The sequence below is a fragment of the Tardiphaga sp. 37S4 genome (assembly GCF_021044645.1).
Lineage (GTDB): Bacteria > Pseudomonadota > Alphaproteobacteria > Rhizobiales > Xanthobacteraceae > Tardiphaga > Tardiphaga robiniae.
The window spans coordinates 5539203-5564985 of record NZ_CP088008.1 but is presented as its reverse complement, the minus strand read 5'-3'; the positions used below and the strand labels follow the sequence as shown (position 1 = coordinate 5564985).

29 protein-coding genes are annotated in these 25783 nt (G+C 61.7%); 17 read left to right on the top strand and 12 right to left on the bottom strand.

Annotated elements, in window-relative coordinates:
- Window positions 1-19: 19 nt before the first annotated feature.
- Both LPB73_RS26430 and LPB73_RS26425 read right to left on the bottom strand, forming a co-directional pair.
- Window positions 20-1699: a methyl-accepting chemotaxis protein gene (locus LPB73_RS26430; RefSeq protein WP_231078707.1), complete on the bottom strand. Its 1680-nt coding sequence runs from the start codon at window positions 1697-1699 to the stop codon at window positions 20-22.
- A gap of 111 nt (window positions 1700-1810) precedes the next feature.
- Window positions 1811-2161 carry a hypothetical protein gene (locus tag LPB73_RS26425; protein ID WP_231081287.1) on the bottom strand — a complete coding sequence of 117 codons (351 nt, stop codon included), beginning with the start codon at window positions 2159-2161 and terminating at the stop codon, window positions 1811-1813.
- Between LPB73_RS26425 and tsaB the strand changes: the two genes are divergently transcribed.
- The 11 genes from tsaB (at window position 2078) to LPB73_RS26370 (ending at window position 11880) form a co-directional block, all read left to right on the top strand.
- Window positions 2078-2773, top strand: a complete 696-nt coding sequence (gene tsaB / locus LPB73_RS26420) for a tRNA (adenosine(37)-N6)-threonylcarbamoyltransferase complex dimerization subunit type 1 TsaB (RefSeq protein ID WP_231078706.1) — start codon at window positions 2078-2080, stop codon at window positions 2771-2773. The two genes, LPB73_RS26425 and tsaB, sit on opposite strands and share 84 nt — an antisense overlap.
- Window positions 2773-3258 carry a ribosomal protein S18-alanine N-acetyltransferase gene (gene rimI / locus LPB73_RS26415; RefSeq protein WP_231081255.1) on the top strand — a complete coding sequence of 162 codons (486 nt, stop codon included), beginning with the start codon at window positions 2773-2775 and terminating at the stop codon, window positions 3256-3258. Before tsaB ends, rimI begins: the two co-directional genes overlap by 1 nt.
- Before the next feature lie 42 nt (window positions 3259-3300).
- Window positions 3301-3753, top strand: a complete 453-nt coding sequence (locus LPB73_RS26410; protein WP_068730031.1) for a Fur family transcriptional regulator — start codon at window positions 3301-3303, stop codon at window positions 3751-3753.
- Between the two features lie 13 nt (window positions 3754-3766).
- Entirely contained in the window at window positions 3767-4471 is a 705-nt protein-coding gene (locus tag LPB73_RS26405) for an HAD family hydrolase (protein ID WP_231078705.1), read from the top strand.
- A gap of 104 nt (window positions 4472-4575) precedes the next feature.
- Complete coding sequence (gene miaB / locus LPB73_RS26400; protein WP_231078704.1) at window positions 4576-5994, top strand: tRNA (N6-isopentenyl adenosine(37)-C2)-methylthiotransferase MiaB; 1419 nt, start codon at window positions 4576-4578, stop codon at window positions 5992-5994.
- A gap of 4 nt (window positions 5995-5998) precedes the next feature.
- Entirely contained in the window at window positions 5999-7054 is a 1056-nt protein-coding gene (locus tag LPB73_RS26395; protein WP_068730036.1) for a PhoH family protein, read from the top strand.
- A gap of 65 nt (window positions 7055-7119) precedes the next feature.
- Window positions 7120-7632, top strand: coding sequence for an rRNA maturation RNase YbeY (ybeY, locus tag LPB73_RS26390; RefSeq protein WP_231078703.1), 513 nt, complete (start codon window positions 7120-7122; stop codon window positions 7630-7632).
- A gap of 1 nt (window position 7633) precedes the next feature.
- Window positions 7634-8749, top strand: a complete 1116-nt coding sequence (locus LPB73_RS26385; protein WP_093757734.1) for a hemolysin family protein — start codon at window positions 7634-7636, stop codon at window positions 8747-8749.
- Complete coding sequence (lnt, locus tag LPB73_RS26380) at window positions 8746-10353, top strand: apolipoprotein N-acyltransferase (RefSeq protein WP_231078702.1); 1608 nt, start codon at window positions 8746-8748, stop codon at window positions 10351-10353. The genes LPB73_RS26385 and lnt overlap by 4 nt, the downstream gene beginning before the upstream one ends.
- 273 nt (window positions 10354-10626) lie before the next feature.
- The gene (locus tag LPB73_RS26375; RefSeq protein ID WP_068730045.1) at window positions 10627-11043 is read left to right on the top strand and encodes a helix-turn-helix domain-containing protein; all 417 of its coding nucleotides are present in this window, start codon (window positions 10627-10629) and stop codon (window positions 11041-11043) included.
- A 78-nt stretch (window positions 11044-11121) separates the two neighbouring features.
- Window positions 11122-11880: a tRNA (guanine(46)-N(7))-methyltransferase TrmB gene (locus LPB73_RS26370; protein WP_115033152.1), complete on the top strand. Its 759-nt coding sequence runs from the start codon at window positions 11122-11124 to the stop codon at window positions 11878-11880.
- Between the two features lie 28 nt (window positions 11881-11908).
- On the opposite strand, the gene LPB73_RS26365 is transcribed toward LPB73_RS26370, so the two are convergent.
- Window positions 11909-12910 carry a 2-hydroxyacid dehydrogenase gene (locus LPB73_RS26365; RefSeq protein WP_120287607.1) on the bottom strand — a complete coding sequence of 334 codons (1002 nt, stop codon included), beginning with the start codon at window positions 12908-12910 and terminating at the stop codon, window positions 11909-11911.
- Between the two features lie 224 nt (window positions 12911-13134).
- On the opposite strand from LPB73_RS26365, the gene LPB73_RS26360 reads away from it, so the two are divergent.
- On the top strand, window positions 13135-13662 hold the full coding sequence (locus tag LPB73_RS26360; RefSeq protein WP_068730049.1) for an SH3 domain-containing protein: 528 nt from the start codon (window positions 13135-13137) through the stop codon (window positions 13660-13662).
- Window positions 13629-14456: an SGNH/GDSL hydrolase family protein gene (locus LPB73_RS26355; RefSeq protein ID WP_231078701.1), complete on the top strand. Its 828-nt coding sequence runs from the start codon at window positions 13629-13631 to the stop codon at window positions 14454-14456. Before LPB73_RS26360 ends, LPB73_RS26355 begins: the two co-directional genes overlap by 34 nt.
- Window positions 14457-14479: 23 nt before the next feature.
- On the opposite strand, the gene irrA is transcribed toward LPB73_RS26355, so the two are convergent.
- Window positions 14480-14968, bottom strand: a complete 489-nt coding sequence (irrA, locus tag LPB73_RS26350; protein WP_089263317.1) for an iron response transcriptional regulator IrrA — start codon at window positions 14966-14968, stop codon at window positions 14480-14482.
- Between the two features lie 307 nt (window positions 14969-15275).
- Between irrA and fabA the strand changes: the two genes are divergently transcribed.
- The 3 genes from fabA to fabI all read left to right on the top strand — a co-directional run bounded on the left by fabA (window position 15276) and on the right by fabI (window position 17935).
- Window positions 15276-15815 carry a bifunctional 3-hydroxydecanoyl-ACP dehydratase/trans-2-decenoyl-ACP isomerase gene (gene fabA / locus LPB73_RS26345; RefSeq protein WP_210269351.1) on the top strand — a complete coding sequence of 180 codons (540 nt, stop codon included), beginning with the start codon at window positions 15276-15278 and terminating at the stop codon, window positions 15813-15815.
- Between the two features lie 82 nt (window positions 15816-15897).
- The gene (gene fabB, locus LPB73_RS26340; RefSeq protein ID WP_068730055.1) at window positions 15898-17124 is read left to right on the top strand and encodes a beta-ketoacyl-ACP synthase I; all 1227 of its coding nucleotides are present in this window, start codon (window positions 15898-15900) and stop codon (window positions 17122-17124) included.
- Window positions 17125-17128: 4 nt separating this feature from the next.
- Window positions 17129-17935 carry an enoyl-ACP reductase FabI gene (gene fabI / locus LPB73_RS26335; protein ID WP_093758195.1) on the top strand — a complete coding sequence of 269 codons (807 nt, stop codon included), beginning with the start codon at window positions 17129-17131 and terminating at the stop codon, window positions 17933-17935.
- A gap of 6 nt (window positions 17936-17941) precedes the next feature.
- Here the strand turns inward: fabI and LPB73_RS26330 are convergent, their stop codons facing one another.
- Together LPB73_RS26330 and katG are read right to left on the bottom strand one after the other, a co-directional pair.
- Window positions 17942-18547, bottom strand: coding sequence for a glutathione S-transferase family protein (locus LPB73_RS26330; RefSeq protein WP_231078700.1), 606 nt, complete (start codon window positions 18545-18547; stop codon window positions 17942-17944).
- Window positions 18548-18767: 220 nt separating this feature from the next.
- Complete coding sequence (gene katG, locus LPB73_RS26325) at window positions 18768-20972, bottom strand: catalase/peroxidase HPI (RefSeq protein ID WP_231078699.1); 2205 nt, start codon at window positions 20970-20972, stop codon at window positions 18768-18770.
- A gap of 237 nt (window positions 20973-21209) precedes the next feature.
- Between katG and LPB73_RS26320 the strand changes: the two genes are divergently transcribed.
- Window positions 21210-22115: a LysR substrate-binding domain-containing protein gene (locus tag LPB73_RS26320; protein ID WP_231078698.1), complete on the top strand. Its 906-nt coding sequence runs from the start codon at window positions 21210-21212 to the stop codon at window positions 22113-22115.
- 75 nt (window positions 22116-22190) lie between these two features.
- On the opposite strand, the gene LPB73_RS26315 is transcribed toward LPB73_RS26320, so the two are convergent.
- From LPB73_RS26315 to ccmA, 6 genes are all read right to left on the bottom strand, one after another.
- Complete coding sequence (locus tag LPB73_RS26315; RefSeq protein WP_089263307.1) at window positions 22191-22562, bottom strand: ComEA family DNA-binding protein; 372 nt, start codon at window positions 22560-22562, stop codon at window positions 22191-22193.
- 145 nt (window positions 22563-22707) lie between these two features.
- The gene (locus tag LPB73_RS26310; protein ID WP_231078697.1) at window positions 22708-23286 is read right to left on the bottom strand and encodes a DsbE family thiol:disulfide interchange protein; all 579 of its coding nucleotides are present in this window, start codon (window positions 23284-23286) and stop codon (window positions 22708-22710) included.
- Window positions 23283-23462: a heme exporter protein CcmD gene (gene ccmD / locus LPB73_RS26305; RefSeq protein WP_068730071.1), complete on the bottom strand. Its 180-nt coding sequence runs from the start codon at window positions 23460-23462 to the stop codon at window positions 23283-23285. Before ccmD ends, LPB73_RS26310 begins: the two co-directional genes overlap by 4 nt.
- Window positions 23462-24199 (bottom strand): heme ABC transporter permease, encoded by a 738-nt coding sequence (locus LPB73_RS26300; RefSeq protein ID WP_231078696.1) that lies wholly within the window; start codon window positions 24197-24199, stop codon window positions 23462-23464. Before LPB73_RS26300 ends, ccmD begins: the two co-directional genes overlap by 1 nt.
- Window positions 24200-24322: 123 nt before the next feature.
- A complete protein-coding gene (gene ccmB, locus LPB73_RS26295) occupies window positions 24323-24991 on the bottom strand; it encodes a heme exporter protein CcmB (protein ID WP_089263299.1) in 669 nt (222 codons plus the stop codon).
- Window positions 24988-25590: a heme ABC exporter ATP-binding protein CcmA gene (ccmA, locus tag LPB73_RS26290; RefSeq protein WP_231078695.1), complete on the bottom strand. Its 603-nt coding sequence runs from the start codon at window positions 25588-25590 to the stop codon at window positions 24988-24990. Before ccmA ends, ccmB begins: the two co-directional genes overlap by 4 nt.
- Window positions 25591-25783: the final 193 nt, after the last annotated feature.

The window sequence follows — 25783 nt, the reverse complement described above, 5'->3', positions numbered from 1 at the left end:
TTTCTGGAACAGCCTTCGTTTAGCGCCCGATGCTTGCGGCTTCTTCGGCGGCGCGCTGCATGCTCGATGACATCTCGTTCGTCACCGTGCTCTGCTCCTCAACCGCAGCCGCCGTTGCGGTGACATATTCGCTGACGTTCTGGATTTCCTGCTTGATCGCGTTCAGCGCATCGACCACATCGCTCGAAATGCCATTGAGGCTGCCGATCTCGCTGGCGATCTTATCGGTCGCCTGCTTGGCCTGGTTGGCCAGATTTTTCACCTCCGATGCGACGACTGCAAAGCCACGACCGGCCTCACCGGCACGCGCCGATTCGATGGTGGCGTTCAGCGCCAACAGATTGATTTGTCCGGTGATGTTGCCGATTAGCTCGACGATCCCGCTCATCGCCTGCGCTGCCGTGCTGAGACGCTGCGCTTGATCGTCCGCCAACTCGACCTTGCCCACGGCAGACATCGCCGTGGTCTTTGATTTCATCATCGCTTCAGAGATTTCGCGCACCGACGCGTTCAGTTCCTCGGCGCCGGCGGCGACCGATTCCATCATCGCGCGCACGCGTTCGCTCTTCATACGCGCGATCACCTGCGCCGTGGTGTCGGTGGCATACTTCACGACCTTGTAGGGCTTGCCATTGAGGTCGAGGATCGGATTGTACGAAGCCTGTATCCAGACTTGTTTGCCGCCCTTACCGATCCGCTGGTACTCCGCCGCCTGGTAGTTACCCCGCTTGAGCGCCGCCCAGAATTCGCGATAGTCGGCACCGTCGCGCTCACTCGGCACAACGAACATGCTGTGGTGCTTGCCCTGTATTTCCGAGAGCGCGTAACCGAGCACGCCCAGAAAATTCTCATTGGCGCTGAGAACGATGCCATCCATGCTAAATTCGATCACGGCCTGCGACTTGCCGATGGCCTCGATCTGACCTGAGAAATTCGCCGTGCGCAGCTTCTGATCGGTAACGTCTGACGCGAACTTGACTACCTTGATTGGCCGGCCTGTCTCATCAAGGATTGGATTGTAGGTCGCGAGAATCCAGACCTCTTTGCCGTTCTTGCCGATCCGCTTGTATTCGGCGGCCTGAAATTCACCACGATTGAGGCTGGCCCAGAATTCGCGATAGGCCGCGCCGTCGCGAGTTGCAGAATCGACAAACATGCTGTGATGTTTGCCTTCGATTTCCGCGAGATTGTAACCCATGACATTCAAGAACAAGTCATTGGCCGTGACAATCGTCCCATCGAGCTTGAACTCGATGACAGCCTGCGAACGACCGATGGCTGCGATCTTGCCGGCATCGTCCATACTGCGGATTTTCACTGCAGTTGTATCCATGGCAAACTTGACGATTTTCAGGGGCTTGCCATCATTCCCCAGGATCGGGTTGTAGGAACCCTGGATCCAGACTTCCTTGCCACCTTTGCCGAGACGCTTGAACTCGCCGGCCTGGTACTCGCCGCGATTGAGGTTGTTCCAGAACGTGCGATATTCCGCGCTGCTCTTCATCTCCGGCGTCACGAACATGCTGTGGTTCTTGCCGACGATTTCTTCCAGCGTATATCCAAGGGCGGACAGGAAGTTTTGATTGGCTCCAAGGATCGTGCCGTCAGCGCTGAACTCGATCACCGCTTGCGATTTTTTGATCGCTGCCGCCAGGGCCAGCCCCTCGCGCGCCTCTGAACTGCTCAACCAATGCAGCATCGAATCGCCTCCCATAAATATAATCGTATTCAAAAAATTAGACGAATAATTTCAGCCCGCATGAAAGCCACGCGCATCCGCGAAATGTCGCTTCCGAACGGTATGCTTATCTCATCTATCTCCGAAGAATTTATTAAGTGAAACTTTTAACCAGAGCGAAACTGAAGCTGTCCACGGGCGCATTTCGCTCACGGGAACTTTGATGATCTCGCTGTCGTATCTTGTGAAAATATCTTTATGAGAAAGCGAGTAGTGGATGCACGCTAAAGCTGCCGCCCCCTCTCCGGCAGCAACGCGAATCACAGCACCATTGCGCGTGGAGCGATATTCTGCGAGTGGCAGGCGCAAACCCTCGCAAGCCGTGGTAGCGTCTCTTTTATGTTGATCCTTGCCATTGATACCGCCCTTGACGCCTGCGCCGCAGGCATCCTCGACACCCGCACCAGCAAGCTCATTGCGCATGAGTCCATGCCGATGAAGCGCGGTCACGCCGAAGCGCTGATGCCGCTGCTCGGGCGCGTCATAGCGGATTCCGGCATCGCCTTCGCCGACCTCGACCGTATCGCCGTCACCACCGGCCCCGGCAGCTTCACCGGCCTGCGCGTCGGCCTGTCGGCGGCGCGCGGCATTGGCCTGGCGGCCAGCAAGCCTGTGGTCGGCATCACCACACTGACGGCCTATGCAGCCCCCGTTGTCAGCGAGAACATGGATGCGCCTGTTATCGCCGCCATCGACGCGCGGCATGACCATGTCTATTTCCAGGTCGTCAGCGGTAACGGCACCTCACTGGTGCGGCCGGGCGTCATCCCCATCGACGAGGCCCTTGAGGCCGCACAGTTCGGCGCGCCGTATCTGGTCGGAAATGCCGCCGAGATCATTGCCGCACGCTGGCCGTCCGATGCGCCGGCGCCGTTGCGCGTCGATATGCAACCTGCTCCCGAAATCTCATGGGTGGCATGGCTCGGTGCCGCCGTGAATCCGGAGACCGCGCTGGCGCGTCCCTATTATCTGCGCGCACCCGACGCCAAGCCGCAAAGCAGCCTGATGCAGCAGGCCGCACTAGCCGCATCATGATGCCGGCCTGGTGGTCGCGCCTGTTCGGCCACGGCAATGCTGTGGTCGAGCCCGCCACGCTGCGCGACGCGCGACAACTCGCGCAGTTGCATGCCGCATCCTTCCATCGCGGCTGGGGTGCCGGGGAATTCGAACAGATGCTGCGCGAACAAAACACCCTCGTGCATCGGCTCAAACTGCGCGGCCGCCTCATCGGCTTCGCCGTCTCACGAATCGCCGCCGATGAAGCCGAGATTCTCTCCGTTGCCGTGTCGCCCGCTCATCGCGGCCGCGGCCTGTCGCGCGATCTATTTCTCACCCATCTCGGTCATCTGGCCGGTCGCGGCGTGCGTACCGTGTTCCTCGAAGTTGAGGAAAACAATCAACCGGCGCGGCGGCTCTATGACAGAACCGGCTTCGCAGTCGCGGGACGCCGCGAACGCTATTACAAGGAAGCGGATGGAGCGGAATTGAATGCGCTGGTGATGCGGCGCGACTTGTCCTGACGCCTGCGGAGTGGCAAAAGAAGCCACGATGGGATCCGGATCATGACTGCACTGAAATCATCTGCGATGAAGTCTGCTGGTATCGAGGCGCGCTGCGCCGCGACCGGCATGCGCATGACGGAGCAACGCCGCGTGATTGCGCGCGTTTTGGCGGAAGCCGACGATCATCCCGATGTCGAGGAACTGTATCGCCGCTGCGTTGCGGTGGATGACAAGATCTCGATCTCAACGGTGTATCGCACGGTGAAGCTGTTCGAAGACGCCGGCATCATCGAGCGTCACGATTTTCGCGAAGGCCGCGCGCGCTACGAGACGATGCGTGACAGCCATCACGATCATCTGATCAACTTGCGTGACGGGACCGTCATCGAATTCACGTCTGAAGAAATCGAGAAATTGCAGGCTGAAGTCGCCGCGAAGCTCGGTTACAAGCTGGTCGATCACCGGCTGGAGCTGTACTGCGTGCCGCTCGACGAGGACAAAACCACCAAGTGAGCGAATCAACCAAGTGAGTTCAGTTTCTTCGCGCTTCGATCTCGTCATCTTCGATTGTGACGGCGTGCTCGTCGACAGTGAGTCCCTCGCCTGCGTCGTCCACGCAGATGTCCTGACACAGTTCGGCTATCCCATCACCGCCGATCAGGTGCATGAGCGTTTCCTCGGCCGGTCCGCGCGCGAGGCGCGCCTGGAAGTCGAGACCGAGCTCGGTCGCGTGCTGCCCGATGACTACACCGCGACGCTGAAAGCCACGATCGACGAGGTGTTCGGCGCGAAGCTGCAGCCGATCCCGCATATCGCCGAGACACTCGCAATATTGTCACAGCCGGTTTGCGTAGCGTCCTCGGGCACACCGACACGCATTCGCAGCAGCCTCACTACGACCGGGCTGCTCGACCGTTTCGATCCGCATCTGTTTTCCGCTCTGCAGGTCGAGCGCGGCAAGCCGCAGCCCGATCTGTTTTTGTTCGCCGCCGCGCAGATGAATGCCGTGCCGGAGCGCTGCGTGGTGATCGAGGACAGCATTCCCGGCGTTACGGCGGGCATCGCAGCCGGCATGACCGTGTTCGGCTATCACGGCGGCGGCCACTGCAGCCCGACCACCGCCGCAGCCCTGACGGCCGCTGGAGCCCATCTCGTATTCGACGATATGCGGCAGCTCCCTGGCCTGGTGGCCAGGGGCGCACTGGCTGGCGAGCCCGTCGGCCTCGCCTAAGCCATTGCGAGCACTTATATTTTGCAGAAATGCTGGATTTTCCGGACGTTAGCCTATAATTGAGCGCTGCGCAGCAAGCGCATTTCCAGCCCATTACAGGTTCCATGACCGCGCCGCGTAAGCTGCATATCAAATCCTACGGCTGCCAGATGAACGTCTACGATGCCCAGCGCATGGTGGACACGCTGGCGCCTGAAGGCTTCGTCGAGACGGCCAATGTCGACGACGCGGATCTGGTGATCCTCAACACCTGCCACATCCGCGAGAAGGCGTCCGAGAAGGTCTATTCGGAGCTCGGCAAGTTGCGCGTCGCCAAGGCGGAAGCCGCGCAGGCCGGACGCAAGATGAATGTGGTCGTCGCCGGCTGCGTCGCGCAGGCCGAGGGCAACGAGATCATTCGCCGCGCGCCCGTTGTCGATATCGTGGTCGGGCCGCAGAGCTATCACAACCTGCCGGCGCTGCTGAAGCAGGCGAAAGCCGGCGGCCGCGCGCTGGACACCGAATTTCCGGTCGAGGACAAGTTCGGCTTCCTGCCGCCGCCGAAACCGGCAGCGATTCGTGCCCGCGGCATTTCCTCTTTCGTTACCGTGCAGGAAGGCTGTGACAAGTTCTGCACCTTCTGCGTGGTGCCCTATACCCGTGGCTCCGAAGTCTCGCGCCCCGTGGCGAAAATCATCGACGACGTGCAGCGGCTCGCCGACAACGGCGTGCGCGAGATCACGCTGATCGGCCAGAACGTCAACGGCTATCACGGCGAGGGTCCCGACGGCCGCCCGTGGGCGCTGGGCACGCTGCTCTATCGCCTCGCCGAGATTCCCGGTATCGCCCGGCTGCGCTATTCGACCAGCCATCCTCGCGATGTCGAGGACACGCTGATCGCGGCGCATCGCGATTTGCCGGAACTGATGCCGTTCGTGCATCTGCCCGTGCAGTCGGGTTCCGACCGCATCCTGGCGGCCATGAACCGCAAACATACAGCCGAAGATTATCGCCGCGTCATCGATCGTTTTCGCGACGCGCGGCAAGACATTGCTTTTACTTCTGATTTCATCGTGGGCTTCCCGGGCGAGACCGAGGAAGATTTTGCAGCCACGCTCGCGCTCGTCACACAAATCGGATACGCTGGCGCTTATTCGTTCAAGTATTCGCCGCGTCCGGGAACGCCGGCCGCGGATTTGCAGGAGACGGTGTCACAGGCTGACATGGACGAGCGATTGGTGCGGCTTCAGAACCTGATCGACAGCCAGCAATCGGCCTTCAACGCGGCCACGATTGGACGCACTGTGGATGTGCTGTTCGAACGCAAGGCGCGCAATCCCGGCCAGATCGTCGGTCGCACCGCTTACCTGCAGCCGGCCCATGTGATGGCTTCTGACGACATCATCGGTCAGGTGCTTCCGGTCACCATTGAGAGCCTTGAGCGCTACAGCCTGCTCGGCAGCCTCGCATCATCTCCAGTTGCTAGTTCTCCAGTACCACCAGTGTTGCAGCCAGTCCGTTCTCACACCGTCACGGGAGCCTGAATTCTTGGCCAAAAGCGCATCGGATTCGTCTACGCTCGCTGTTCGCAAACTCGATACTCCACCGCAGGCCGAGACGCAGGTCGTCATCGACTTTGATGACAACCGGGCGGCCTCTTCGCTGGTCGGGCCTTATGGCCAGAACCTCGCGATCATCGAACGCCGGCTGAATGTCGTCGTCGATTCCCGCGGCAACCACATCACCCTCACCGGTACCCGCGACGCCTGCGATGCCGCACGGCGTGTACTCGAAACGCTCTATGCGCAGGCAGTGCAGGGCCATGATCTTGCCCCCGGCGATGTCGAAGGCACGATCCGCGCGACACTGGCGCAAGGCACGCTGTTTCCGTTCGATCCCAAGGGATCGAAAGCAGCCGCCTCGAATTTCGACACCATCAATCTGCGCAAGCGCCCGGTGCGTGCCCGCACCGCGACGCAGGACGCCTATATCCGCGCGCTGAGAAGCAACGAGCTGGTGTTCGGCATCGGCCCCGCCGGTACCGGCAAGACCTGGCTTGCGGTTGCGCAGGCGGCGATGCTGTTCGAGCGCAAGGAGGTCGATCGCATCATCCTGTCTCGTCCCGCGGTGGAAGCAGGCGAACGGCTCGGCTTCCTGCCCGGCGATATGCGCGAGAAGGTCGATCCCTATCTGCGCCCTATCTATGACGCATTGTATGACCTGATGGACGGGCGCATTGTCGAACGCGCGCTGCAGACCGGCGAAATCGAAATCGCGCCGCTTGCGTTCATGCGCGGTCGCACGCTGACCAATGCCGCGATCATCCTCGACGAAGCCCAGAACACCACATCGATGCAGATGAAGATGTTTCTGACGCGTCTCGGCGAGAACAGCCGCATGATCATCACCGGCGATCCCTCGCAGGTCGACTTGCCCAACGGCCAGACCTCGGGTCTCGCCGAGGCCGCGCGTCTGCTCGACGGCGTGCAGGGTATCTCGCAGGTGAAGTTCACGGGCGAAGACGTGGTCCGCCACGAACTCGTGGCCCGCATCGTCGCCGCCTACGAAGGAACGCCGCAGAAGGCGGTCGCTACAAAGACCTGATGACACACTCATACGCTGACGGCGGACCCGGAATCGGGTCCGTTCGCGAAAGAAGTTCGATACCGATGCCGACCTATTCATCTCCCGCGACAGAGGTTCTTGTTGTCGCCGATTGCTGGTCTGCGGAGGCCGATGCCGACGCCGTGATTCACCGCGCCATCGAAGCTGCCGCCGCCATGGTCGATACCGATACGGCCGACGCCGAACTCGCCATCATGCTCACCGACGATGCCGGCATCCGCACGCTGAACCAGAACTGGCGTGGCATCGACAAGCCGACCAACGTCCTGTCATTTCCGGCGCTGCAGCCGCCCGAAGGCGCAGACGAGCCCGATGACATGCCGCGCATGCTCGGCGACATCGCTATTGCCTACGAGACCACGCGCCGCGAGGCTGACGAAGAAGAGAAGAGCTTCGCCAACCATCTCAGCCATCTCGCCATTCACGGTTTTCTGCATCTGGTCGGTTACGATCATGAGAAGGACGACGAAGCCGAAGAGATGGAAGCGCTGGAGCGCGAGATCCTGGCAACGCTCGGGATCACGGACCCCTATGCAGATCAGGATCGGGTGACCTGAGATGCCGGACGGCGACACTAGAAGCGATCATTCGAAGACCTCAAGCAATCTGCCTGCGGTGGTTCACGACGGCGAGGTCATGCGCCCGACGTCGGAGACCTGGCTGACCCGCGCGATCCGCTCGCTGTTCGGCTGGAAGCCGGGCTCGGTGCGTGCCGACCTGCAAGTCGTGCTCGACGCCTCCGCGCCGGACGAGACTGGCTTCTCCACCATCGAGCGCACGATGTTGCGCAATATTTTGGGGCTCAACGAGCGCCGCATCGCCGACGTCATGGTGCATCGCGCCGATATTATCGCGGTGAAGCAGGACATCTCGCTCGGCGAATTGATGGGCCTGTTCGAGAGCGCGGCGCATTCGCGCCTGGTCGTATTCAACGAAACCCTCGACGATCCCGTCGGCATCGTCCATATCCGCGACCTGCTGGCATACATGACCGTGAAGGCACGCAACGTTGTGCCATCGACGGCCAAGAAGAAGAAAGTGTTTCCCGCGGGCCTCGACCTGCGTTCGGTCGATCTGGCGCAGACCGTCGTTGACACCGGCATCATCCGCAAGCTGCTCTACGTGCCGCCATCCATGCGCGCCATCGATCTGCTCGCGCAGATGCAGGCAGCACGCATCCATCTCGCACTCGTTGTCGACGAATATGGCGGCACCGACGGCCTCGTCTCTATCGAGGACATCGTCGAGCAGATCGTCGGCGAGATCGATGACGAACACGACAGCGACGAGCCGCCATCCATTGTCAGGCAGGGCGACAGCTTCATCGCCGATGCACGCGCCAGCCTCGATGACGTGCGCGCCATGATCGGCGAAGAATTCGAGACCGGCGAAGACGGCGAGGAAGTCGAGACACTCGGCGGCTATCTCGTCACCCATGTCGGCCGGCTGCCCGTGCGCGGCGAGGTGATTTCCGGCCCCGGCAATTTCGAGATCGAAGTGCTCGATGCCGATCCGCGCCGCGTCAAGCGGCTGCGCGTCGGCCCCCGCAAGGAGCGGCCTGCGCCGCGTGCCCGCGAACCACGCCGCCGCGATGCGTCATCGGACACCGGCGCGGCACCCTCCAATGACAATGTGAATACGCCTCCATCAGGCGACAGCGCGGGAACGCCGTGACATCACGCAGCCTGCGCTCGGTCGCACTCAGCATCATTCTCGCTTGGGGTTGGAAGCGCGCAGGCATCGCGCTGCTGGCCGGCGCAGTATCGTCGCTGGCGATGGCGCCGTTCAACGCCTGGCCGGTGCTGTTCATCACGTTCCCCGTCGTCGTCTGGCTGATCGATGGCGCCGCCGCCGGCAAGATGCGCGGCATTCCCGCGGCCGCCATGGCGGGCTGGTGGTTCGGTTTCGGCTATTTCGTGCCGGGCCTATACTGGATCGGCTACGCTTTCCTCGTCGACGCGCAGACCTTCGCATGGCTGTTGCCCGCCGCGATCTGCGGCCTGCCCGCCTATCTCGCGCTGTTCACCGCGGTCGGTTTCGCGCTGGCACGCCTGCTCTGGACCAAGGATGCCAGCCGCATCTTCGCGCTCGCCGCCAGCCTGACGATCGGCGAATGGCTGCGCGGCCACGTGCTGACGGGCTTTCCCTGGAATGCGTTCGGCTATGCACTCACCGAACCGCTCGCGCTCGCGCAGAGCGCATCGCTGGTCGGCCTATGGGGACTGACATTTATCACTGTAGCGATCTTTGCATCGCCTGCGGTGCTGATCGACGGACGCTCGCGCACGCAGCGGCCGTGGCTAGCGCCGGCGCTTGCGCTGGTGCTGCTCGTCGTGATGGGCACCTATGGCATGGCTCGGCTATCGCGCACCCCGACGCAGCTCGTCGCCAATGTGAAGCTGCGCATCATGCAGCCGAACCTGTCGCAAGACACGCGCTTCAACTATTCCGCCAAGGCGGATGTCATGAGCAGATATCTTGCGCTGTCGGACCGCGCGACCGGTCCGCAGAATTCAGGCGTCGGCGCAGCCAATATTCTGATCTGGCCGGAATCGGCATTCCCGTTCTTCCTGTCGCGCGAACCCGATGCGATGGCGCAGATCGCCAATCTGCTGCCGAAGGGCACCGTGCTGGTCACCGGCGCCGTGCGCCCGCCGGATGCGCCGCTCGGCGCGCGCATCACGCAGGCCTATAATTCCATTTACGTGATCGATCATGACGGCAGCATCCTGTCGACCTACGACAAACTGCATCTGGTGCCGTTCGGCGAGTATCTGCCGTTCCAGAGCTTCATGGAGAAGATCGGCTTCCAGCAATTGACCAAAGTCCATGGCGGCTTCATTCCCGGCACCCGTCGCAAGCCGATGGACATTCCCGGCGCACCGCGCATGCTGCCGCTGATCTGCTACGAGGCGGTTTTCCCGGACGATATCACCACGCGCAACGATCGGCCGGGCTGGATCGTCAATCTCACCAATGATGGCTGGTTCGGGATTTCCACGGGCCCCTACCAGCACCTCCAGCAGAGCCGCGTCCGCGCCATCGAGGAAGGCCTGCCGCTGGTTCGCGCCGCGAACACCGGCATTTCCGTCGTGGTCGACCCTGTCGGCCGCCTGATCGCGCGGCTCGATCTCGGTGTCGAAGGCGTGCTGGATTCGGGACTACCAGCGGCCATTTCGCCGACGGTCTACTCGAAAATCGGCGATATTCCCGCCGCGATGTTTGTCGCGCTCGCGATCATTTTCGCCGTTCGGCGGCGTACGCCAGTACGCCACTAGCTTGATACTTGAAGCATTTGATATAGCTTGCAAGCTAGCTTTCGCCGCCTACCGAACAACCCTCTCGATGTGATTGCTTTTTAAGCTAGCTTTGTAAGCTTTATTTCTCACCTATTGAGAAATAAAGGTGCAGTGGCTTAAATTTTCCGCTTAGGAAAATTTGCGTGGTTGTTATAATCCACTAGGATACCTTTGGTTACAACCGAAGCCGCCCTAAATGACGGATTGCCACGCATGATCCGTCTCCCTTGATGTGATCCAGGAGTAATTGAGATGTCGACGAAAGCGCCCAATCCTGTTGACAAATATGTCGGCAGCCGTGTGCGCATGCGGCGCATTATGCTCGGCATGAGTCAGGAAAAGCTGGGCGAAGCCCTCGGTCTGACGTTTCAGCAAGTTCAGAAATACGAGAAGGGCACCAACCGCGTCGGCGCCAGCCGGCTGCAGCAGATTTCGGAAATTCTGCAGGTCCCCGTCTCGTTCCTGTTCGAAGGCGGCCCCGGCGCGATCCATAACGGCGAAGGCTTCGCTGAAGCGTCCTCGCCTGCCTATGTCTCCGACTTCCTCGCCACCTCCGAAGGCCTCGCTCTGACCCGCGCCTTCACGCGCATCACCGATGCCAAGCTCCGCCGCAGCATCGTCGACCTGGTCGAACAGATCGCTTCGCGCGAAGCCCCGGATCAGCGCTAAAATCACGGTACTTTCAACGGAAATTCGTCATCGCGCCTGATGGCGCCGATGGCGTTTCGGCTGTATCACTCGCGCGCGATGACCACAGCCAATTCCAATCATAACGATCACGATGCCCCCGCTGATGCGGGTGCGTCCACGCCTGCCGAGAGCGGCCATTACACCGGCTCGTTCTTCGGACGCCGCAAGGGCCACAAGCTGCGCGACCATCAGGCCGACCTGATGGCGACGCTGCTGCCGGCGCTCACCGTCGACATCGCACATCCGGCACCTGACGATATCCGCACGCTGTTCGGCACTGATGTCGAGACCGTGCGTCTGGAGATCGGCTTCGGCGGCGGCGAGCATCTGGTCGCGGAAGCGCTGGCGCATCCCGACATCGGCTTCATCGGCTGCGAGCCCTATATCAACGGCATGGCGAAGATTCTGACGCAGATCGAGGCGCAGAACATCGGCAATATCCGCCTCGTCGCCGGCGACGCCGCTGAACTTCTCACATGGGCACCGGCCCAATCGCTGTCACGCATCGACCTGATCCATCCGGATCCGTGGCCGAAGAAGCGTCACTGGAAGCGCCGCTTCGTGCAGGACGCAACACTGGCTGCGATGGCGCGCGTGCTGAAGCCGTCAGGCGAATTTCGTTTCGTGCATGACATTCCGGATTACGTCGCGTGGACACTCTGGCATGTGTCGCGATCGCCGGATTTCATCTGGACTGCAGAGCGCGCCGATGACTGGCGCCTGCCATGGCCGAACTACACCATGACGCGCTACGGCCGCAAAGCCACGCGCGAGGGCCGCATCGCGGCCTATCTCATCTTCAAGCTGATCTCGTAAGATAAGCGGCGAGCGTAAGCGCGTCGCCTCACAGCATGTTCGGAAGCACACGATCCGGCGGCTTGTGATTGTCGAGGAAGGCACGGATGTTGATGATGACTTTCTCGCCCATCTCGACACGGCCTTCGATCGTCGCCGAGCCCATATGCGGCAACAGCACGACCTTGCCGGCGCGCGCGAGCCGCACCAGTTTCGGACTCACCGCGGGCTCATGTTCGAACACGTCGAGCGCGGCACCGGCAATGTCACCCGATTCGATCAGCTTGATCATCGTCTCTTCATCGATCACCTCGCCGCGCGCGGTGTTGACGATATAGGCGTCCTTGCGGATCAGCTTGAGGCGGCGTGCTGACAGCAGATGAAACGTCGCCGGCGTATGCGGACAGTTCACCGAGATGATGTCCATGCGCGCCAGCATCTGGTCGAGCGAGTCCCAATAGGTCGCACCGAGTTCTTCGGCGATCTTCGGCGCGACGGGTTTGCGGTTGTGATAGTGGATCTGTAGCCCGAAAGCGCGGGCGCGGCGCGCCACAGCCTGGCCGATGCGGCCCATGCCGATGATACCGAGCCGCTTGCCCCCTAACCGCTTGCCCAGCATCCAGGTCGGCGACCAGCCTTGCCAGTCCTTGCCTTCGGTCAGGATCGAGGCACCCTCGATCAGCCGGCGCGGCACTGCGAGGATCATCGACATGGTCATATCGGCGGTGTCTTCAGTGAGCACCTTCGGCGTATTGGTGACGGTGATGCCGCGGGCGTGGGCCGCGGTGACGTCAATATTGTCGACGCCGTTACCAAAATTGGCGATCAGCCTGAGCTTGCAGTCGGGATGCTCGAGCAGTTCCTTGGTGATCTCGTCGGTGACCGTCGGCACCAGCACATCGGCGGTGCGGGTCGCTTCAGCGAGTTGCTCGGGCGTCAGCGGCGTGTCGTCGAGATTGATGTGCGCATCGAACAGTTCGCGCATGCGGGTCTCGATCGAGTCCGGCAGCTTGCGCGTGACGATGACGAGAGGCTTTTTCTTGACCGACATGTCCTGCTCACTCGCGCTTTGGCTAATCCGTTCAGTCCGCATTAACCCGGTTGTTCGAAACTGCCGCAGCCGCGAATTCACCGTTTCCTCGGGTTCCCCGACACCCTTTTTGGTGCCTTGGCCTTCGGTCCTCTCTAGCAGAAGACCAAGCCAAAACAAGAACCCAACAGGCGCGTGCGGCGCGGCGGCACTTGCGTTCTTTGGATTGGGTTGAGGTGGGGTTGATGGCGTTCCGGCGATTTGCGTGTGCGATGTTGGCGATGGGTACTCTGATCGCGGCAGCAATCGATCCGGCTCTCGCTGCCAAGGACACGCCGCTGGGCGCCAGCGGCCTGCCGGTGCCGCGCTACGTCAGCCTCAAGTCGGATCACGTTAATGTCCGCGCCGGCCCCACCAAGGACAATGATGTCGCCTGGGTCTATACTCGCTCCGGCCTGCCGGTCGAGATCACCGCCGAATACGAGAACTGGCGCCGCGTCCGCGATTCCGAGGGCGCCGAGGGCTGGGTCTATCACTCGCTGCTGTCCGGCCGCCGCACCGCGGTCGTGACCATGAAATCCAAGGACGAACTCGCCTCGATCTACGACAATCCGGATGCGACCAGCGCCGTCGCAGCGCGGTTACAGGCGGGTGTCGTGGCGCAGGTAAAGCGCTGCAATAATGGCTGGTGCCGGGTGATCGGCAACGGCTTTGACGGCTGGATCGAACAGCAACGGCTATGGGGCGTCTACGCCGACGAGAAGGTGAACTGAGCACATCCCGCATCGGGAGCCTGGCCTGCGCCGGCGCAGTGGTCGCCGTTGCAGCGCTGTCATGGTCCGGCCCGGCTCGTGCGCAATCCGCCACTGAGACGTGTCTGGCTGTGGATCAGCGGCTGTCTGGTGATGCGACCCTTCCGCGCACCGTGGCTGCGCTCAAAACCGGTGGCCCGCTCAAGATCGTCGCCATGGGCTCGTCCTCGACGCTCGGCCTGTGGCAATCCGACCCCACCAAAACCTATCCCGGCATGCTGCAGAGCGAGCTGCAACGCCTGAAGCCGGGACTGCGGCTGGAGGTCATCAATAGCGGCCGGAACGCCGACACGATCCCGGGCAATATCGCCCGCTTCGACCGCGATGTGCTGGCGCATCGCCCGGATCTCGTGATCTGGCAGATCGGCACCAATGACGTGACCTGGCTGCAAAGCGCGGACAGCCTGACCGGCAGGATCGTCGAGGGCATCCGCCTGCTGAAGGCTGACGGCGCCGACGTGATCCTGATGGATCAGCAATACGCGCCGGTCATTCTCGCATCGCAATATTCCAAGATGCAGGCGAGCATAGCTGACGCCGCCCGGCAGGGACGCGCACCGCTGTTCTCGCGCTTCGAGCTGATGCGCCGTGCAGTGGACGCAGGGCTCTCCATGGGAGCGCTAACGGCCTGGGACGGACTACACAATTCCGCAGCCGGCTACGAATGCACCGGCCGCTCCCTCGCCCGCGCGATCGTGGCAACGGCTGCAGCTGGCGAGCAAACGCCGCCGAAAACGGTTCGGCGGCGCAAATAACTTCAGAATTTGGATAAAAGCCGTTAGCGCTTTTTGCGCAGACGAACGACCATGTCGATGCGGCTGATCTCGAAGCCCTCGGGGACTTCCGGCATCTTGGTCAGCACGAGGTTCTGATCCGGAATATCGACCAGCTCGTGGTTGTTCTCGAGATAGTAGTGGTGATGCGAGGTCACGTTTGTATCGAAATAGGTCTTCGTACCATCGACGCTGACCTGACGAAGCAGGCCGGAATCCGTGAGCTGATTGAGCGTGTTGTAAACGGTCGCCAGCGACACCGGCACCTTGGCGAGAGTCGCTTCCTCGTACAGCATTTCCGCAGTGAGATGACGCGCGCCCTTGCCGAACAGCAGCCAGCCCAGCGCCATGCGCTGACGGGTGGGTCGCAGACCGACCGACTGCAGCATCTCGTTGACGTCATGCCACGGGCAACCAGTCAAAGCCGGCTGGCGGCCGTGATTGATTTCCGCAACCGCAGCTGCGTCATCCAGAACTGAAACGCTGTCGCTCATATCCACGTCAGTAATCCTGCCGTTCACACTCAAAAAGAACACTGAATTAGCCTTCTATTATAGAAAGACGGGGCCTCAGATGCAAGGTTTTCGCAACTAGGAGCCATGCATCAGAAGGGATGCTTCCGCAGTGCATCGCAACATGGTCAATAACCCGCCAAAAGCAGGCGATCCGCCGCTTTGCCGCCCCATAAGCCTATGATAGAGAGCGCCCAGCCGGGGCAAGTTCCCGTGTCATTTGGAACAATTCTATATGTGGCGACTCGACCCGGGCAGCCACCACCATCGATGGACCCAGAAAGCCGGCATGATCCAGGAACAACGCAACAGCTACGCATATGAAGACCTGCTGGCCTGCGGCCGCGGCGAGCTGTTCGGACCAGGCAATGCTCAATTGCCGCTTCCGCCGATGCTGATGTTCGACCGCATCACCGAGATCACGGCTGATGGCGGCGAATTCGGCAAGGGTCTCGTGCGCGCTGAACTCGACGTCAATTCGGACCTCTGGTTCTTTGCCTGCCACTTCAAGGGCGATCCGGTCATGCCAGGCTGCCTCGGCCTGGACGCCATGTGGCAGATGGTCGGGTTCTTTCTGGGCTGGTCGGGCGGCATCGGCCCCGGTCGCGCGCTCGGGCTCAGCGAGCTGAAGTTTTCCGGCCAGGTTCTCCCGAACGTCAAAAAGGTCGTGTACACCATCGATATCAAGCGCGTGATGCGTTCAAAATTGTGGTTGGGGATTGCCGACGGCTCGCTTTCGGCCGATGGCGAGATTATCTATCGCGCCAAGGACCTGAAGGTCGGCCTGTTCAAGCAGGAAGCACCTGCCGCATTGCAGCCGGGAACGTGATCTACCGGGTGCCATTCAACGGCGGTCTCCGAGGGGGCGACCGCCAGTTCCACAACAACGTAATTCAAAGGGCGAGGCGATCATGAGGCGGGTTGTCGTCACGGGGATGGGCATTGTCTCATCTATCGGAAACAACACTCAGGAAGTGCTTGCGAGCCTCCATGAGGCAAAGTCGGGCATCACGCGCGCCGACAAATACGCAGAGCTTGGTTTCCGTTCGCAGGTGCAAGGCGCACCGACCATCAATCCGGCCGATGTGATCGACCGCCGCGCGATGCGGTTCCTCGGCGAAGGCGCCGCATGGAATCACATCGCCATGGAACAGGCGATCCAGGACTCCGGTCTCGAAGAGTCGGATATCTCGAACGAGCGCACTGGCATCATCATGGGCTCGGGCGGACCTTCCGCGCGCACTATCGTCGAAGCCGCGGACATCACGCGAACGAAGGGTCCTAAGCGCGTTGGCCCATTCGCGGTGCCGAAGGCGATGTCCTCGACCGCTTCTGCGACGCTCGCGACCTGGTTCAAGATCAAGGGTGTGAACTATTCGATCTCCTCCGCCTGCGCGACCTCGAACCATTGCATCGGCAATGCCTACGAGATGATCCAGTGGGGCAAGCAGGACGTCGTGTTTGCCGGCGGCTGCGAGGAACTCGACTGGTCGCTCTCGGTGCTGTTCGACGCCATGGGCGCAATGTCCTCGAAGTATAACGACACACCCTCCACCGCTTCGCGTCCCTATGACGTCAGCCGCGACGGCTTTGTCATCGCTGGCGGCGCCGGCGTGGTCGTGGTCGAAGAACTCGAGCACGCGAAAGCACGCGGCGCCAAGATCTATGGCGAAATCATCGGCTACGGCGCCACCTCGGATGGCTACGACATGGTCGCTCCATCCGGCGAAGGCGCAGAGCGTTGCATGAAGATGGCGCTGGCCACGACCGGCGGCATCAAGATCGACTACATCAACCCGCATGCGACGTCGACGCCTGCCGGCGATCCGCCGGAAATGCAGGCGATCCGCAACGTGTTCGGCACTGGCGAGAAATGCCCGCCAATCTCGGCGACCAAGGCGCTCACCGGCCACTCGCTCGGCGCCACCGGCGTACAGGAAGCAATCTACTCGCTGCTGATGATGCAGAACGGGTTTATCTGCGAGAGCGGCAACATCACCGAACTTGATCCGGTGTTCGCCGACATGCCGATCGTGCGCAAGCGCATCGACAATGTGAAGGTCGGCACCGTGCTGTCGAACTCCTTCGGCTTCGGCGGCACCAACGCTACGCTGGTCTTCAAGCGGATGGATGCATAACGCGATGCCATCACTGATGCAGGGCAAGCGCGGACTGATCATGGGCGTCGCCAATGATCATTCTATCGCGTGGGGAATCGCCAAAGCCCTGCATACGCAGGGCGCCGAACTGGCTTTCACCTATCAGGGCGATGCGCTTGGCAAGCGCGTCAAGCCGCTGGCGGAATCGCTCAATGCGGATCTGATCCTGCCCTGCGACGTCGAAGACATCGCCAGCGTCGATGCTACGTTCTCTGCGATCAAGGAGAAATGGGGCAGGCTGGATTTCCTGGTCCACGCCATCGGTTTCTCCGACAAGAACGAACTCAAGGGCCGCTACGCCGACACCACGCGCACCAATTTCTCGCGCACCATGGTGATCTCCTGCTTCTCCTTCACCGAAATCGCCAAACGCGCGTCGGAAATCATGAAGCCCGGCAGCGCCATGATCACGCTGACTTTTGGCGGATCGACCCGCGTGATGCCGAACTACAATGTCATGGGCGTTGCCAAGGCCGCTCTCGAAGCCTCGGTGCGTTATCTCGCATCTGACTTTGGCCGCCAGGGCATTCGCGTCAACGCGGTGTCGGCTGGCCCGGTACGTACACTGGCCGGCTCGGGCATCGGCGATTCCCGCGCGATGTTTGCATTCCAGCAGAAGCATTCGCCGCTCGGCCGCGGCGTAACACTGGAAGAACTCGGCGGCACTGCGCTGTATCTGCTGTCGGATCTTTCCGGCGGCGTGACCGGCGAAACGCATTTCGTCGACTCCGGCTACAACATCATCTCGATGCCGCATCCGGATGCGTTGAAGGCAGACGCAAGCGAGTAATTCGCCTTACGTCTTTTCCCCCGATGCAAATTCCATTGCCCGCTGGAAGGCCGGACGAGCGCTGCAACGGTCGAGATAGCGCTCGAACGCCGGGCGCGACGGGACCATCTTGAAATTGCGCACGGCAAAGTTCAGTCCTGAACCGATGGCGATATCGGCGGCAGAGAATTGTGTGCCAAGAATCCATGGACCTTCATCAAGCGCGGCTTCGAGCACATCGAACACGCGCTGCGCATCACCCCAGCCCGCGGCCACCGGATTCAGCTCCATCTTGGTCGCGATCTGTGCGATCGCCGGTTCGATACAGCCCGGCGCAAAGAACAGCCAATAGAGATATTTCGCGCGATGAGAATCGCCGAGCGGGGGCGCCAGCTTCGCCTCGGGGTAGCGTTCGGCCACGTAAGCGCAGATTGCCGCAGCCTCGGCCATGGTGGCGTCGCCATCCTGCAGAGCCGGCACCTTGCCCATCGGATTGACGGCGAGGAATTCCAGCGTGCGCTGCGCACCGGTGGAGATATCGGTCAGCACGCGCTCATAGGCGACGCCGGTTTCCTCCATCAGCCAAAGCGCCGTGAATGAGCGCGAGCGCGGCGACCAGTAGAGTTTCATCATCTGGAGATCCTCCGGAGAAACATTTTGCCATTTGTGCGGGGATTCGGAGAAAGCTGCAAGACGCAGAGCGCTCAGACTCTTTGAAACTCTCATCGCCGCGAAAGCGGGATCCAGTAACCGGCAGTCTCAGTGATGACAGTTGAGTATGACGCCGCGCGACAAGAAAAAGCCCCCGCGACATAGTCGCAGGGGCTTTCATATTCACGATGGCGGGCCGAGGTTACTCAGCCGCCTGCAGTATCGGCTTCTCGATAAGATCGAAACGATCCGCGTTCATCACCTTCACCCAAGCCTTGACGAAGTCCTTCACGAACTTCTGCTTGGCGTCAGCGCTTGCATAGACCTCCGCGAAGGCACGCAGCTGCGAGTGCGAACCGAAGACCAGATCGGCGCGTGTACCGGTCCACTTGACTTCGCCGCTCTTGCGATCACGTCCCTCGTACACGTTGTTCGAGCCATCGACCGCCTTCCACTCCGTGCTCATGTCGAGCAGGTTGATGAAGAAGTCGTTGGTCAACGTCTCCGGTGTCTTGGTGAAGACACCGCGCACGGACTGCCCGGAATTCGCACCGAGTACCCGCAAGCCGCCGACGAGAACCGTCATTTCCGGAGCAGTCAGCGTCAGCAATTGCGCGCGATCCACCAAAGATACTTCGGCCGGTACGGCAGACGTGCCCTTGAGGTAGTTACGGAAGCCGTCCGCGACCGGTTCCATCACCTCGAAGGATTCCACATCGGTTTGCGCCTGCGAGGCGTCGCCGCGCCCCGGAGAGAACGGAACGGTCACATCCAGGCCAGCATCCTTCGCGGCTTTCTCGACCGCCGCGCTGCCGCCGAGGACGATCAGGTCGGCAAGCGAAACCTGCTTGTCACCGGATTGCGCCGCGTTGAACTCCTTCCGGATTCCATCGAGCACCTGCAACACCTTGGCTAGCTGAGCCGGCTGGTTAACCTCCCAGTCCTTCTGAGGGGCCAGACGGATGCGCGCGCCGTTGGCACCGCCACGCTTGTCGCCGCCACGGAAGGTGGAGGCCGAAGCCCAGGCCGTGCTGACCAATTCGGACACGGTCAGACCCGATGCCAGCAGCTTGGCCTTGAGCGCAGAGACGTCGGTGTCGTCGATCACCGGATAGTCAACCGCAGGGATCGGATCCTGCCAGATCAACTCTTCCTTGGGCACTTCCGGACCGAGATAACGCACGCGCGGACCCATGTCGCGATGAGTCAGCTTGAACCAAGCCCGAGCAAAAGCTTCAGCGAAGGCCTGCGGATTCTGCAGGAAGCGGCGTGAGATTTTCTCATAGGCCGGGTCGAGACGCAGGGACAGATCCGTCGTGAGCATGGTCGGCTTGTGCTTCTTCGATGGATCATGCGCGTCGGGGATCACTTCCTCGGCGTCCTTGGCCTCCCACTGGATGGCCCCACCGGGGCTGCGGGTCTGCACCCATTCATACTTGAACAGGTTCTCGAAGAAGAAGTTGCTCCACTGCGCCGGCGTCTGCGTCCAGGTGACCTCAATGCCGCTACCAACGGCGTCTGCACCGGATCCAGTACCGTAGTTGCTCTTCCAGCCCAGGCCCTGCGCTTCCAGGCCGGCAGCTTCAGGCTCCGGACCCTTGTGGGACTCAGGCGCAGCGCCATGGGTCTTACCGAAGGTGTGACCGCCGGCGATCAGCGCGACGGTTTCCTCGTCGTTCATCGCCATGCGCTTGAAGGTCTCGCGGATGAAGCTGGCGGCCGCTACCGGATCGCCGCTGGCACCCGGACCTTCCGGATTCACGTAGATCAGGCCCATTTCCGTGGCACTGAGCGGAGCTTCGAACTTGTCGAGCGACCGGTGGGACAGCCACGTGGATTCGGGACCCCAATTCACGTCCTGATCAGGCTCCCAGACGTCGGCACGACCGGCCGCGAAACCGAAGGTGCGAAAACCCATGGTCTCCAGCGCCACGTTGCCGGTCAGGATCAGCAGGTCGGCCCACGAGATCTTGTTGCCGTATTTCTGCTTGATCGGCCACAGGAGGCGGCGTGACTTGTCGATGTTGACGTTGTCCGGCCAGGAATTGAGCGGAGCAAAACGCTGCTGACCGCGACCGCCACCGCCACGGCCATCGCTGAGCCGATAGGTACCAGCGGCGTGCCACGACATGCGGATGAACTGCGGACCGTAATGTCCGAAATCAGCCGGCCACCAGTCCTGCGAATCGGTCATCAGCTTGCGCAGGTCGTTTTTCAACGCCTCGTAATCAAGCTTCTTGAATTCCTCGGCGTAGTTAAACGCATCGCCCATCGGATCGGACAGCGACGAGTGCTGGTGGAGAATCGACAGGTCTAGCTTGTTCGGCCACCAGTCACGATTGGCCCGGGCAGCGGGGGCATGCGCAACGGGGCACTTGCCGGCGCCATTCTCATTCGTCGTGTCCATCAGTCTCTCCTTCTGGCTGTTTGGAATATGAGCCGTCCCAGGCAACACCGACACACCGGATCGCCTTCAAAAACCCGCTCAAATTTTCCAAAAGCTGTCTAATTTCAATTGTCTGCCGAATTCCTCGGCGAGCTTGGCGCTCACCCTAATTGGATTTCGTGACGAGAGATTGGAAGAATTCTTAGATCAGGTCCAGTCGAATTGTCTTCTCCCTTCGATCAGTTTATCTGATGATCCATGATCACGCTCCGCCAGCTCCGCTATCTCGCCGCGCTCGCCAAACACGGCCATTTCGGCCGCGCGGCCGAGGCCTGCAACGTCACCCAGCCTGCGCTGTCGATGCAGATACGCGACCTCGAACGGACGCTGGGCGTCAAGGTGGTGGAGCGCCGGCCCGGCGAGGTGATGCTGACCGATGTCGGGCGCGAAGTGGCGCGGCGCGGCGAGGACGTGCTGGCGGCCTCGCGCGACCTGGTGGACTTTGCGCGGCATCGCGGCGGACTCCTGACCGGGCGGCTGACGCTCGGCGTGATCCCGTCGCTGGCGCCGTATCTGCTGCCGCGGATCCTGCCGGTGCTACAGAAACAGTTTCCGGAATTGCGGCTGGAGCTGCGCGAGACGCAGACCAGGCAACTGGTCGACGATATCAAGTCAGGCGCGCTCGATGCCGCGATGCTGGCGCTGCCGCTTGGCGAGCCCGAGATCGATACGGCCAAATTGTTCGACGATCTGTTCCTGCTCGCGGTGCCGGCAGACGATCCCCGCCCGGCCGACAAACGCATCAAGGCGATGGAGATCGACCAGAGCCGACTGATCCTGCTGGAAGACGGCCACTGCCTGCGCGATCAGGCGCTGGCCTTCTGCGCCACCGCAGCGCGCGGCCATCAGTCCGGCGGCAACGGCATGGCCTTCGCTGCGTCCAGCCTCTCCACGGTGATGCAGATGGTCGCCAGCGGCTATGGCGTGACGTTGATCCCGCAGATCGCCGCCGATGTCGAACAACGCGACGAGCGCGTCAAATTCCTGCGGTTGGAGAATCCGCAGCCCGGCCGCACCATCGGCCTCGCCTTTCGCCGGACGTCTCCGCGCAAGGCGGATTTCGCCGCATTGGGCGATGTGGTGAAGGACAGCGTTATCGGCTGATCGTGATGGACCGCAAAAGAAAACGCACCGGCGCGGCTGCGCCGATGCGTTTTCGGACGAGCGAAGCGATCGCGCCTAGCTCTTCTGCTTGGCGATGACCTTGTCCTTGATGCCGTCATAGGTCTTCTCGGGCACGATCTTCTTCTGCACGAGTTCGTCCTTGCCCTTATACGGACGGCCTTTGACAATGGCCGCCGAATAGGCCTTGCCGATACCGGGCAGAGCCTCGAGCGCCTCGACACTCGCCGAGTTGAGATCAAGCAGTTCAGCCTTCGGTGCCGGAGCCATCTTCGATTCGCTGGCAGGCGCCATCTTGGATGTGGCAGCCGGGGCCATCTTGCCGGCGGGAGCAGCGGGCTGCGGCGACTGCGCCATCGACGGCGCGGATGCGAGCAGACCCAGAGTGAGAGCGGCAGCGGTCAAAGTAGCAAATTTGAAATGGCGCATCGTGGTGTCCCTCCAAGGACGGTTAAGTAACGCCATCAAGCTAGCTGCGGATTCATGGCGCCGCCATGGCGCGAAAATGAACCGCAGATAAAAGCTGAAGTTTATTTTGGTAGTTAAGCCGGCTTGCTCATGATGAGGATTGCGCTCAGGACCCTGCCTGCAGTGCCTTGTCGATCTCGACTTTCAGCACGCGCTCGTAATTTTCCTGCGTGATGCCACCGACCATCTTGTAGGCGATGCGGCCGTCGCGGCCGACGATGAAGGTTTCGGGCACGCCATAGACACCCCATTCGATCGCGGCGCGGCCGTTGCCGTCGACGCCAACGATGCCGAACGGATTGCCGTAACGACCGAGAAAGCGGCGCGCGTTGTCCGGTGCGTCCTTGTAGTTGATGCCGACCAGTTGCAGCCGTTTGTCCTTGCCGAGTTCTGTCAGCAGCGGCGCCTCCTCATGGCACGGCACGCACCACGATGCCCAGACATTGACGAGACTGACCTTGCCCTTGAAGGCTGCGGGATCGAGACCCGGCACCGGCGCACCGCTATCGGTAAGGCCTTCCAGTGCCGGTAATGTCGTCTGTGGCGCGGCGCGGCCGATCAATGCCGAGGGCAGTTTCGCGGGGTCGGCTCCGAGCCGAAACCAGAACAGCGCGGCGAGCGCGGCAAAGATCAGCAGAGGCAGTGCGAGCATCCAGCGGCGCTTCGGAGTGGCTTGCGTGGTCATGTCAGATCCGTCGCGCCACGCCCCGAGCGCCGCGCCACGCCGGAGGATTCCAACTCATGCAGCCGCGCGCGGACGCGACGATGATCGATGGCGATCCACACGATGAGGATCAGCACCACCGCTGCGACCAGCGCGTAGGACGTGACGATGAAAGATGCGTAGGGACCAAGCGCCATCACGGGAGTGCCACCGGCTTTGAGGCCTGCAACATCTGCAGCGCGCGCAGGCGGCGCCGCAGGATCTCGTTACGCATGGCCGCGAGATGTAGCGTGATGAACAGCAGCGAGAATGCCACCGCCATCACCAGCAGGGGAATCAGAAACGACTTGTCGAGCGACGAGCCGCCCATCTTCATTACCGACGCAGGCTGATGCAGCGTATTCCACCAATCGACCGAGAACTTGATGATCGGAATATTGATGGCGCCGACCAAGGTCAGCACCGCCGCGGCGCGCGCCGCCCGCGATGGGTCTTCAACGGCACGCCACAGCGCGATCAGGCCGAGATACATCAGAAACAGAATGAGCACCGAAGTCAGTCGGGCGTCCCATTCCCAATAGGTACCCCACATCGGCCGGCCCCACAGCGAACCCGTGACCAGTGCGAGAAAGGTGAAGGCCGCGCCGATCGGTGCTGCGGATTTGGCGGCGACGTCGGCGAGCGGATGCCGCCACACCAGCGTGCCCAGCGATGCCACGCTCATGACGCCCCAGACGAACATCGACAGCCAGGCATTGGGTACATGGACGAACATGATCTTGACGGTGGCGCCCTGCTGATAGTCATCGGGGGCCATAGCCGACTGATACAAGCCGATCGCAAGCAGAATGCCCGTCGCCATCGCCAGCCACGGCAGGATGCGGGTGGCGAGCGACAGGAACCGGGTTGGATTGGCGAGTTCGGTCAGCGTCATGGCATTTCCAATAGTCGCGGCCCTGTCCGCGATCAATGCAACTTATTCTCGTTCAACACGGCTCGCGACGAGTTGACCCAGGTCAATCCAGTGTCTCAGCCTGTCGTGATCCATCCAACTGTCTCAATCCAGTCCATGCCGCAGGCTCGCCGCCGCCGCGAAAGGCCCGATCACGAGGCTCGCCAGCGATAGCGCGCAGAGGATCGAGAATGGCGTCGAGAATGACAACTGTCCGGCGATGGCCGCATTGGAGGCCGCAACGCCGAAAATCAGCACCGGGATCGATAAGGGCAACACCAGCACCGCCAGCAAGAGCCCACCGCGCTGCAGCGTCACCGCCAGCGCGGCGCCAATCATGCCAGTGAAAGTCAGCGCCGGCGTGCCCGCCAACAGCGTCAGGGCGACCGCCAGCGTCGCCGGCCCGTCGAGATTGAGCAGCAGCCCCAGCACTGGCGTCGCGACGATCAGCGGCACGCCCGCGGCCAACCAATGTGCGAGAGCCTTGGCAGCGCAGGCGAGTTCCAGTGGCGTCCGGCTCATCAGAATGAGATCCAGTGACCCATCGTCGTGATCGGCGGTAAACAACCGGTCCAGCGTCAGCAGGCTCGCGAGCAGCGCCCCGAGCCAAAGGATCGCCGGCCCCAGCCGTGCCAGCAGCGCCAGATCCGGCCCCAGCGCGAAAGGCATCAGGACGACAACCGTCAGAAAAAACAGCACACCGATCAGCGCCCCGCCGCCGACCCGGACGGCAATGCGGATGTCGCGTCGAATCAACGCGCCAAGGGCACTCACGCCTCGCCCCCGATGCGCAACTCCCGTGCAGGAATACCAAGTGGGCCATGGGTCGCAGCGATAATCAGACCGCCGGTGGCGAGATGATCCGTCATCAGTCCGGCGAATACCCGCTGACTGACCAGATCGAGCGCCGCTGTCGGCTCGTCGAGCAGCCAGATCGGCCGGCGGACGGTCAGCAATCGCGCAATCGACAGCCGGCGACGCTGGCCGGCCGACAGGAAACCCGCGGGCAATGCTGCGGCATGGGAGAGACCTACTGCTGCAATGCACGTGGCTGGATCGGCCGGCGTGCCACCGAGGAAGTCGGCCCAGAAGATCAGGTTTTCCGTCACCGTCAAAGCCGGCTTCATGGCGTCGCGGTGGCCCAGGTAATGGGCCTGTTCGGCAACGGTCATTTCGCCGTCGCCGCCATCGAGAGTGATGGAGCCCTCGGCCGGCGCCAGCAGGCCTGCGATCAACCGCAGCAATGAGGTTTTGCCTGCCCCGTTAGGGCCAATGACCGCCACGGCCGTGCCTGCCGTGGCATCGAAATCGAGCCCGGCGAAGACTTCGCGGCCACCCCGCAGGCATCTCAAATTGCGCCCCGAGAGCCGCATCTTAACCCTTCCATGACCATCTGATTTGGTCCAGAGGTCGCCGCGGCGTTGTTGCATCATTTCGCAGGGCTGCAAACGATTGTCGATATGGCAGCGGTTCTAGAAAGATTCTATAAGTCGGAACTTGATGCAGCACACAATCGGCGCCTGCAAGCAAACCGGCCTTCTCCGCCGACGGTGTCTCGATACCCTT

What these genes read in the sequence shown, in the direction of transcription:
- miaB (WP_231078704.1), top strand. Translation starts at nt 4,576, where the DNA reads ATGACCGCGCCGCGTAAGCTGCATATCAAATCCTACGGCTGCCAGATG.
- fabB (WP_068730055.1), top strand. Translation starts at nt 15,898, where the DNA reads ATGAGGCGGGTTGTCGTCACGGGGATGGGCATTGTCTCATCTATCGGA.
- LPB73_RS26330 (WP_231078700.1), bottom strand. Translation starts at nt 18,547, where the DNA reads ATGATGAAACTCTACTGGTCGCCGCGCTCGCGCTCATTCACGGCGCTT.
- ccmA (WP_231078695.1), bottom strand. Translation starts at nt 25,590, where the DNA reads ATGCGGCTCTCGGGGCGCAATTTGAGATGCCTGCGGGGTGGCCGCGAA.
- LPB73_RS26360 (WP_068730049.1), top strand. Translation starts at nt 13,135, where the DNA reads ATGGCGTTCCGGCGATTTGCGTGTGCGATGTTGGCGATGGGTACTCTG.
- LPB73_RS26320 (WP_231078698.1), top strand. Translation starts at nt 21,210, where the DNA reads ATGATCACGCTCCGCCAGCTCCGCTATCTCGCCGCGCTCGCCAAACAC.
- ccmD (WP_068730071.1), bottom strand. Translation starts at nt 23,462, where the DNA reads ATGGCGCTTGGTCCCTACGCATCTTTCATCGTCACGTCCTACGCGCTG.
- rimI (WP_231081255.1), top strand. Translation starts at nt 2,773, where the DNA reads ATGCCGGCCTGGTGGTCGCGCCTGTTCGGCCACGGCAATGCTGTGGTC.
- LPB73_RS26355 (WP_231078701.1), top strand. Translation starts at nt 13,629, where the DNA reads ATGGGGCGTCTACGCCGACGAGAAGGTGAACTGAGCACATCCCGCATC.
- fabI (WP_093758195.1), top strand. Translation starts at nt 17,129, where the DNA reads ATGCCATCACTGATGCAGGGCAAGCGCGGACTGATCATGGGCGTCGCC.
- katG (WP_231078699.1), bottom strand. Translation starts at nt 20,972, where the DNA reads ATGGACACGACGAATGAGAATGGCGCCGGCAAGTGCCCCGTTGCGCAT.
- tsaB (WP_231078706.1), top strand. Translation starts at nt 2,078, where the DNA reads ATGTTGATCCTTGCCATTGATACCGCCCTTGACGCCTGCGCCGCAGGC.
- LPB73_RS26310 (WP_231078697.1), bottom strand. Translation starts at nt 23,286, where the DNA reads ATGACCACGCAAGCCACTCCGAAGCGCCGCTGGATGCTCGCACTGCCT.
- LPB73_RS26300 (WP_231078696.1), bottom strand. Translation starts at nt 24,199, where the DNA reads ATGACGCTGACCGAACTCGCCAATCCAACCCGGTTCCTGTCGCTCGCC.
- irrA (WP_089263317.1), bottom strand. Translation starts at nt 14,968, where the DNA reads ATGAGCGACAGCGTTTCAGTTCTGGATGACGCAGCTGCGGTTGCGGAA.
- LPB73_RS26425 (WP_231081287.1), bottom strand. Translation starts at nt 2,161, where the DNA reads ATGCGCAATGAGCTTGCTGGTGCGGGTGTCGAGGATGCCTGCGGCGCA.
- ybeY (WP_231078703.1), top strand. Translation starts at nt 7,120, where the DNA reads ATGCCGACCTATTCATCTCCCGCGACAGAGGTTCTTGTTGTCGCCGAT.
- fabA (WP_210269351.1), top strand. Translation starts at nt 15,276, where the DNA reads ATGATCCAGGAACAACGCAACAGCTACGCATATGAAGACCTGCTGGCC.
- LPB73_RS26365 (WP_120287607.1), bottom strand. Translation starts at nt 12,910, where the DNA reads ATGTCGGTCAAGAAAAAGCCTCTCGTCATCGTCACGCGCAAGCTGCCG.
- LPB73_RS26315 (WP_089263307.1), bottom strand. Translation starts at nt 22,562, where the DNA reads ATGCGCCATTTCAAATTTGCTACTTTGACCGCTGCCGCTCTCACTCTG.
- LPB73_RS26430 (WP_231078707.1), bottom strand. Translation starts at nt 1,699, where the DNA reads ATGCTGCATTGGTTGAGCAGTTCAGAGGCGCGCGAGGGGCTGGCCCTG.
- LPB73_RS26370 (WP_115033152.1), top strand. Translation starts at nt 11,122, where the DNA reads ATGACCACAGCCAATTCCAATCATAACGATCACGATGCCCCCGCTGAT.
- LPB73_RS26375 (WP_068730045.1), top strand. Translation starts at nt 10,627, where the DNA reads ATGTCGACGAAAGCGCCCAATCCTGTTGACAAATATGTCGGCAGCCGT.
- LPB73_RS26385 (WP_093757734.1), top strand. Translation starts at nt 7,634, where the DNA reads ATGCCGGACGGCGACACTAGAAGCGATCATTCGAAGACCTCAAGCAAT.
- LPB73_RS26410 (WP_068730031.1), top strand. Translation starts at nt 3,301, where the DNA reads ATGACTGCACTGAAATCATCTGCGATGAAGTCTGCTGGTATCGAGGCG.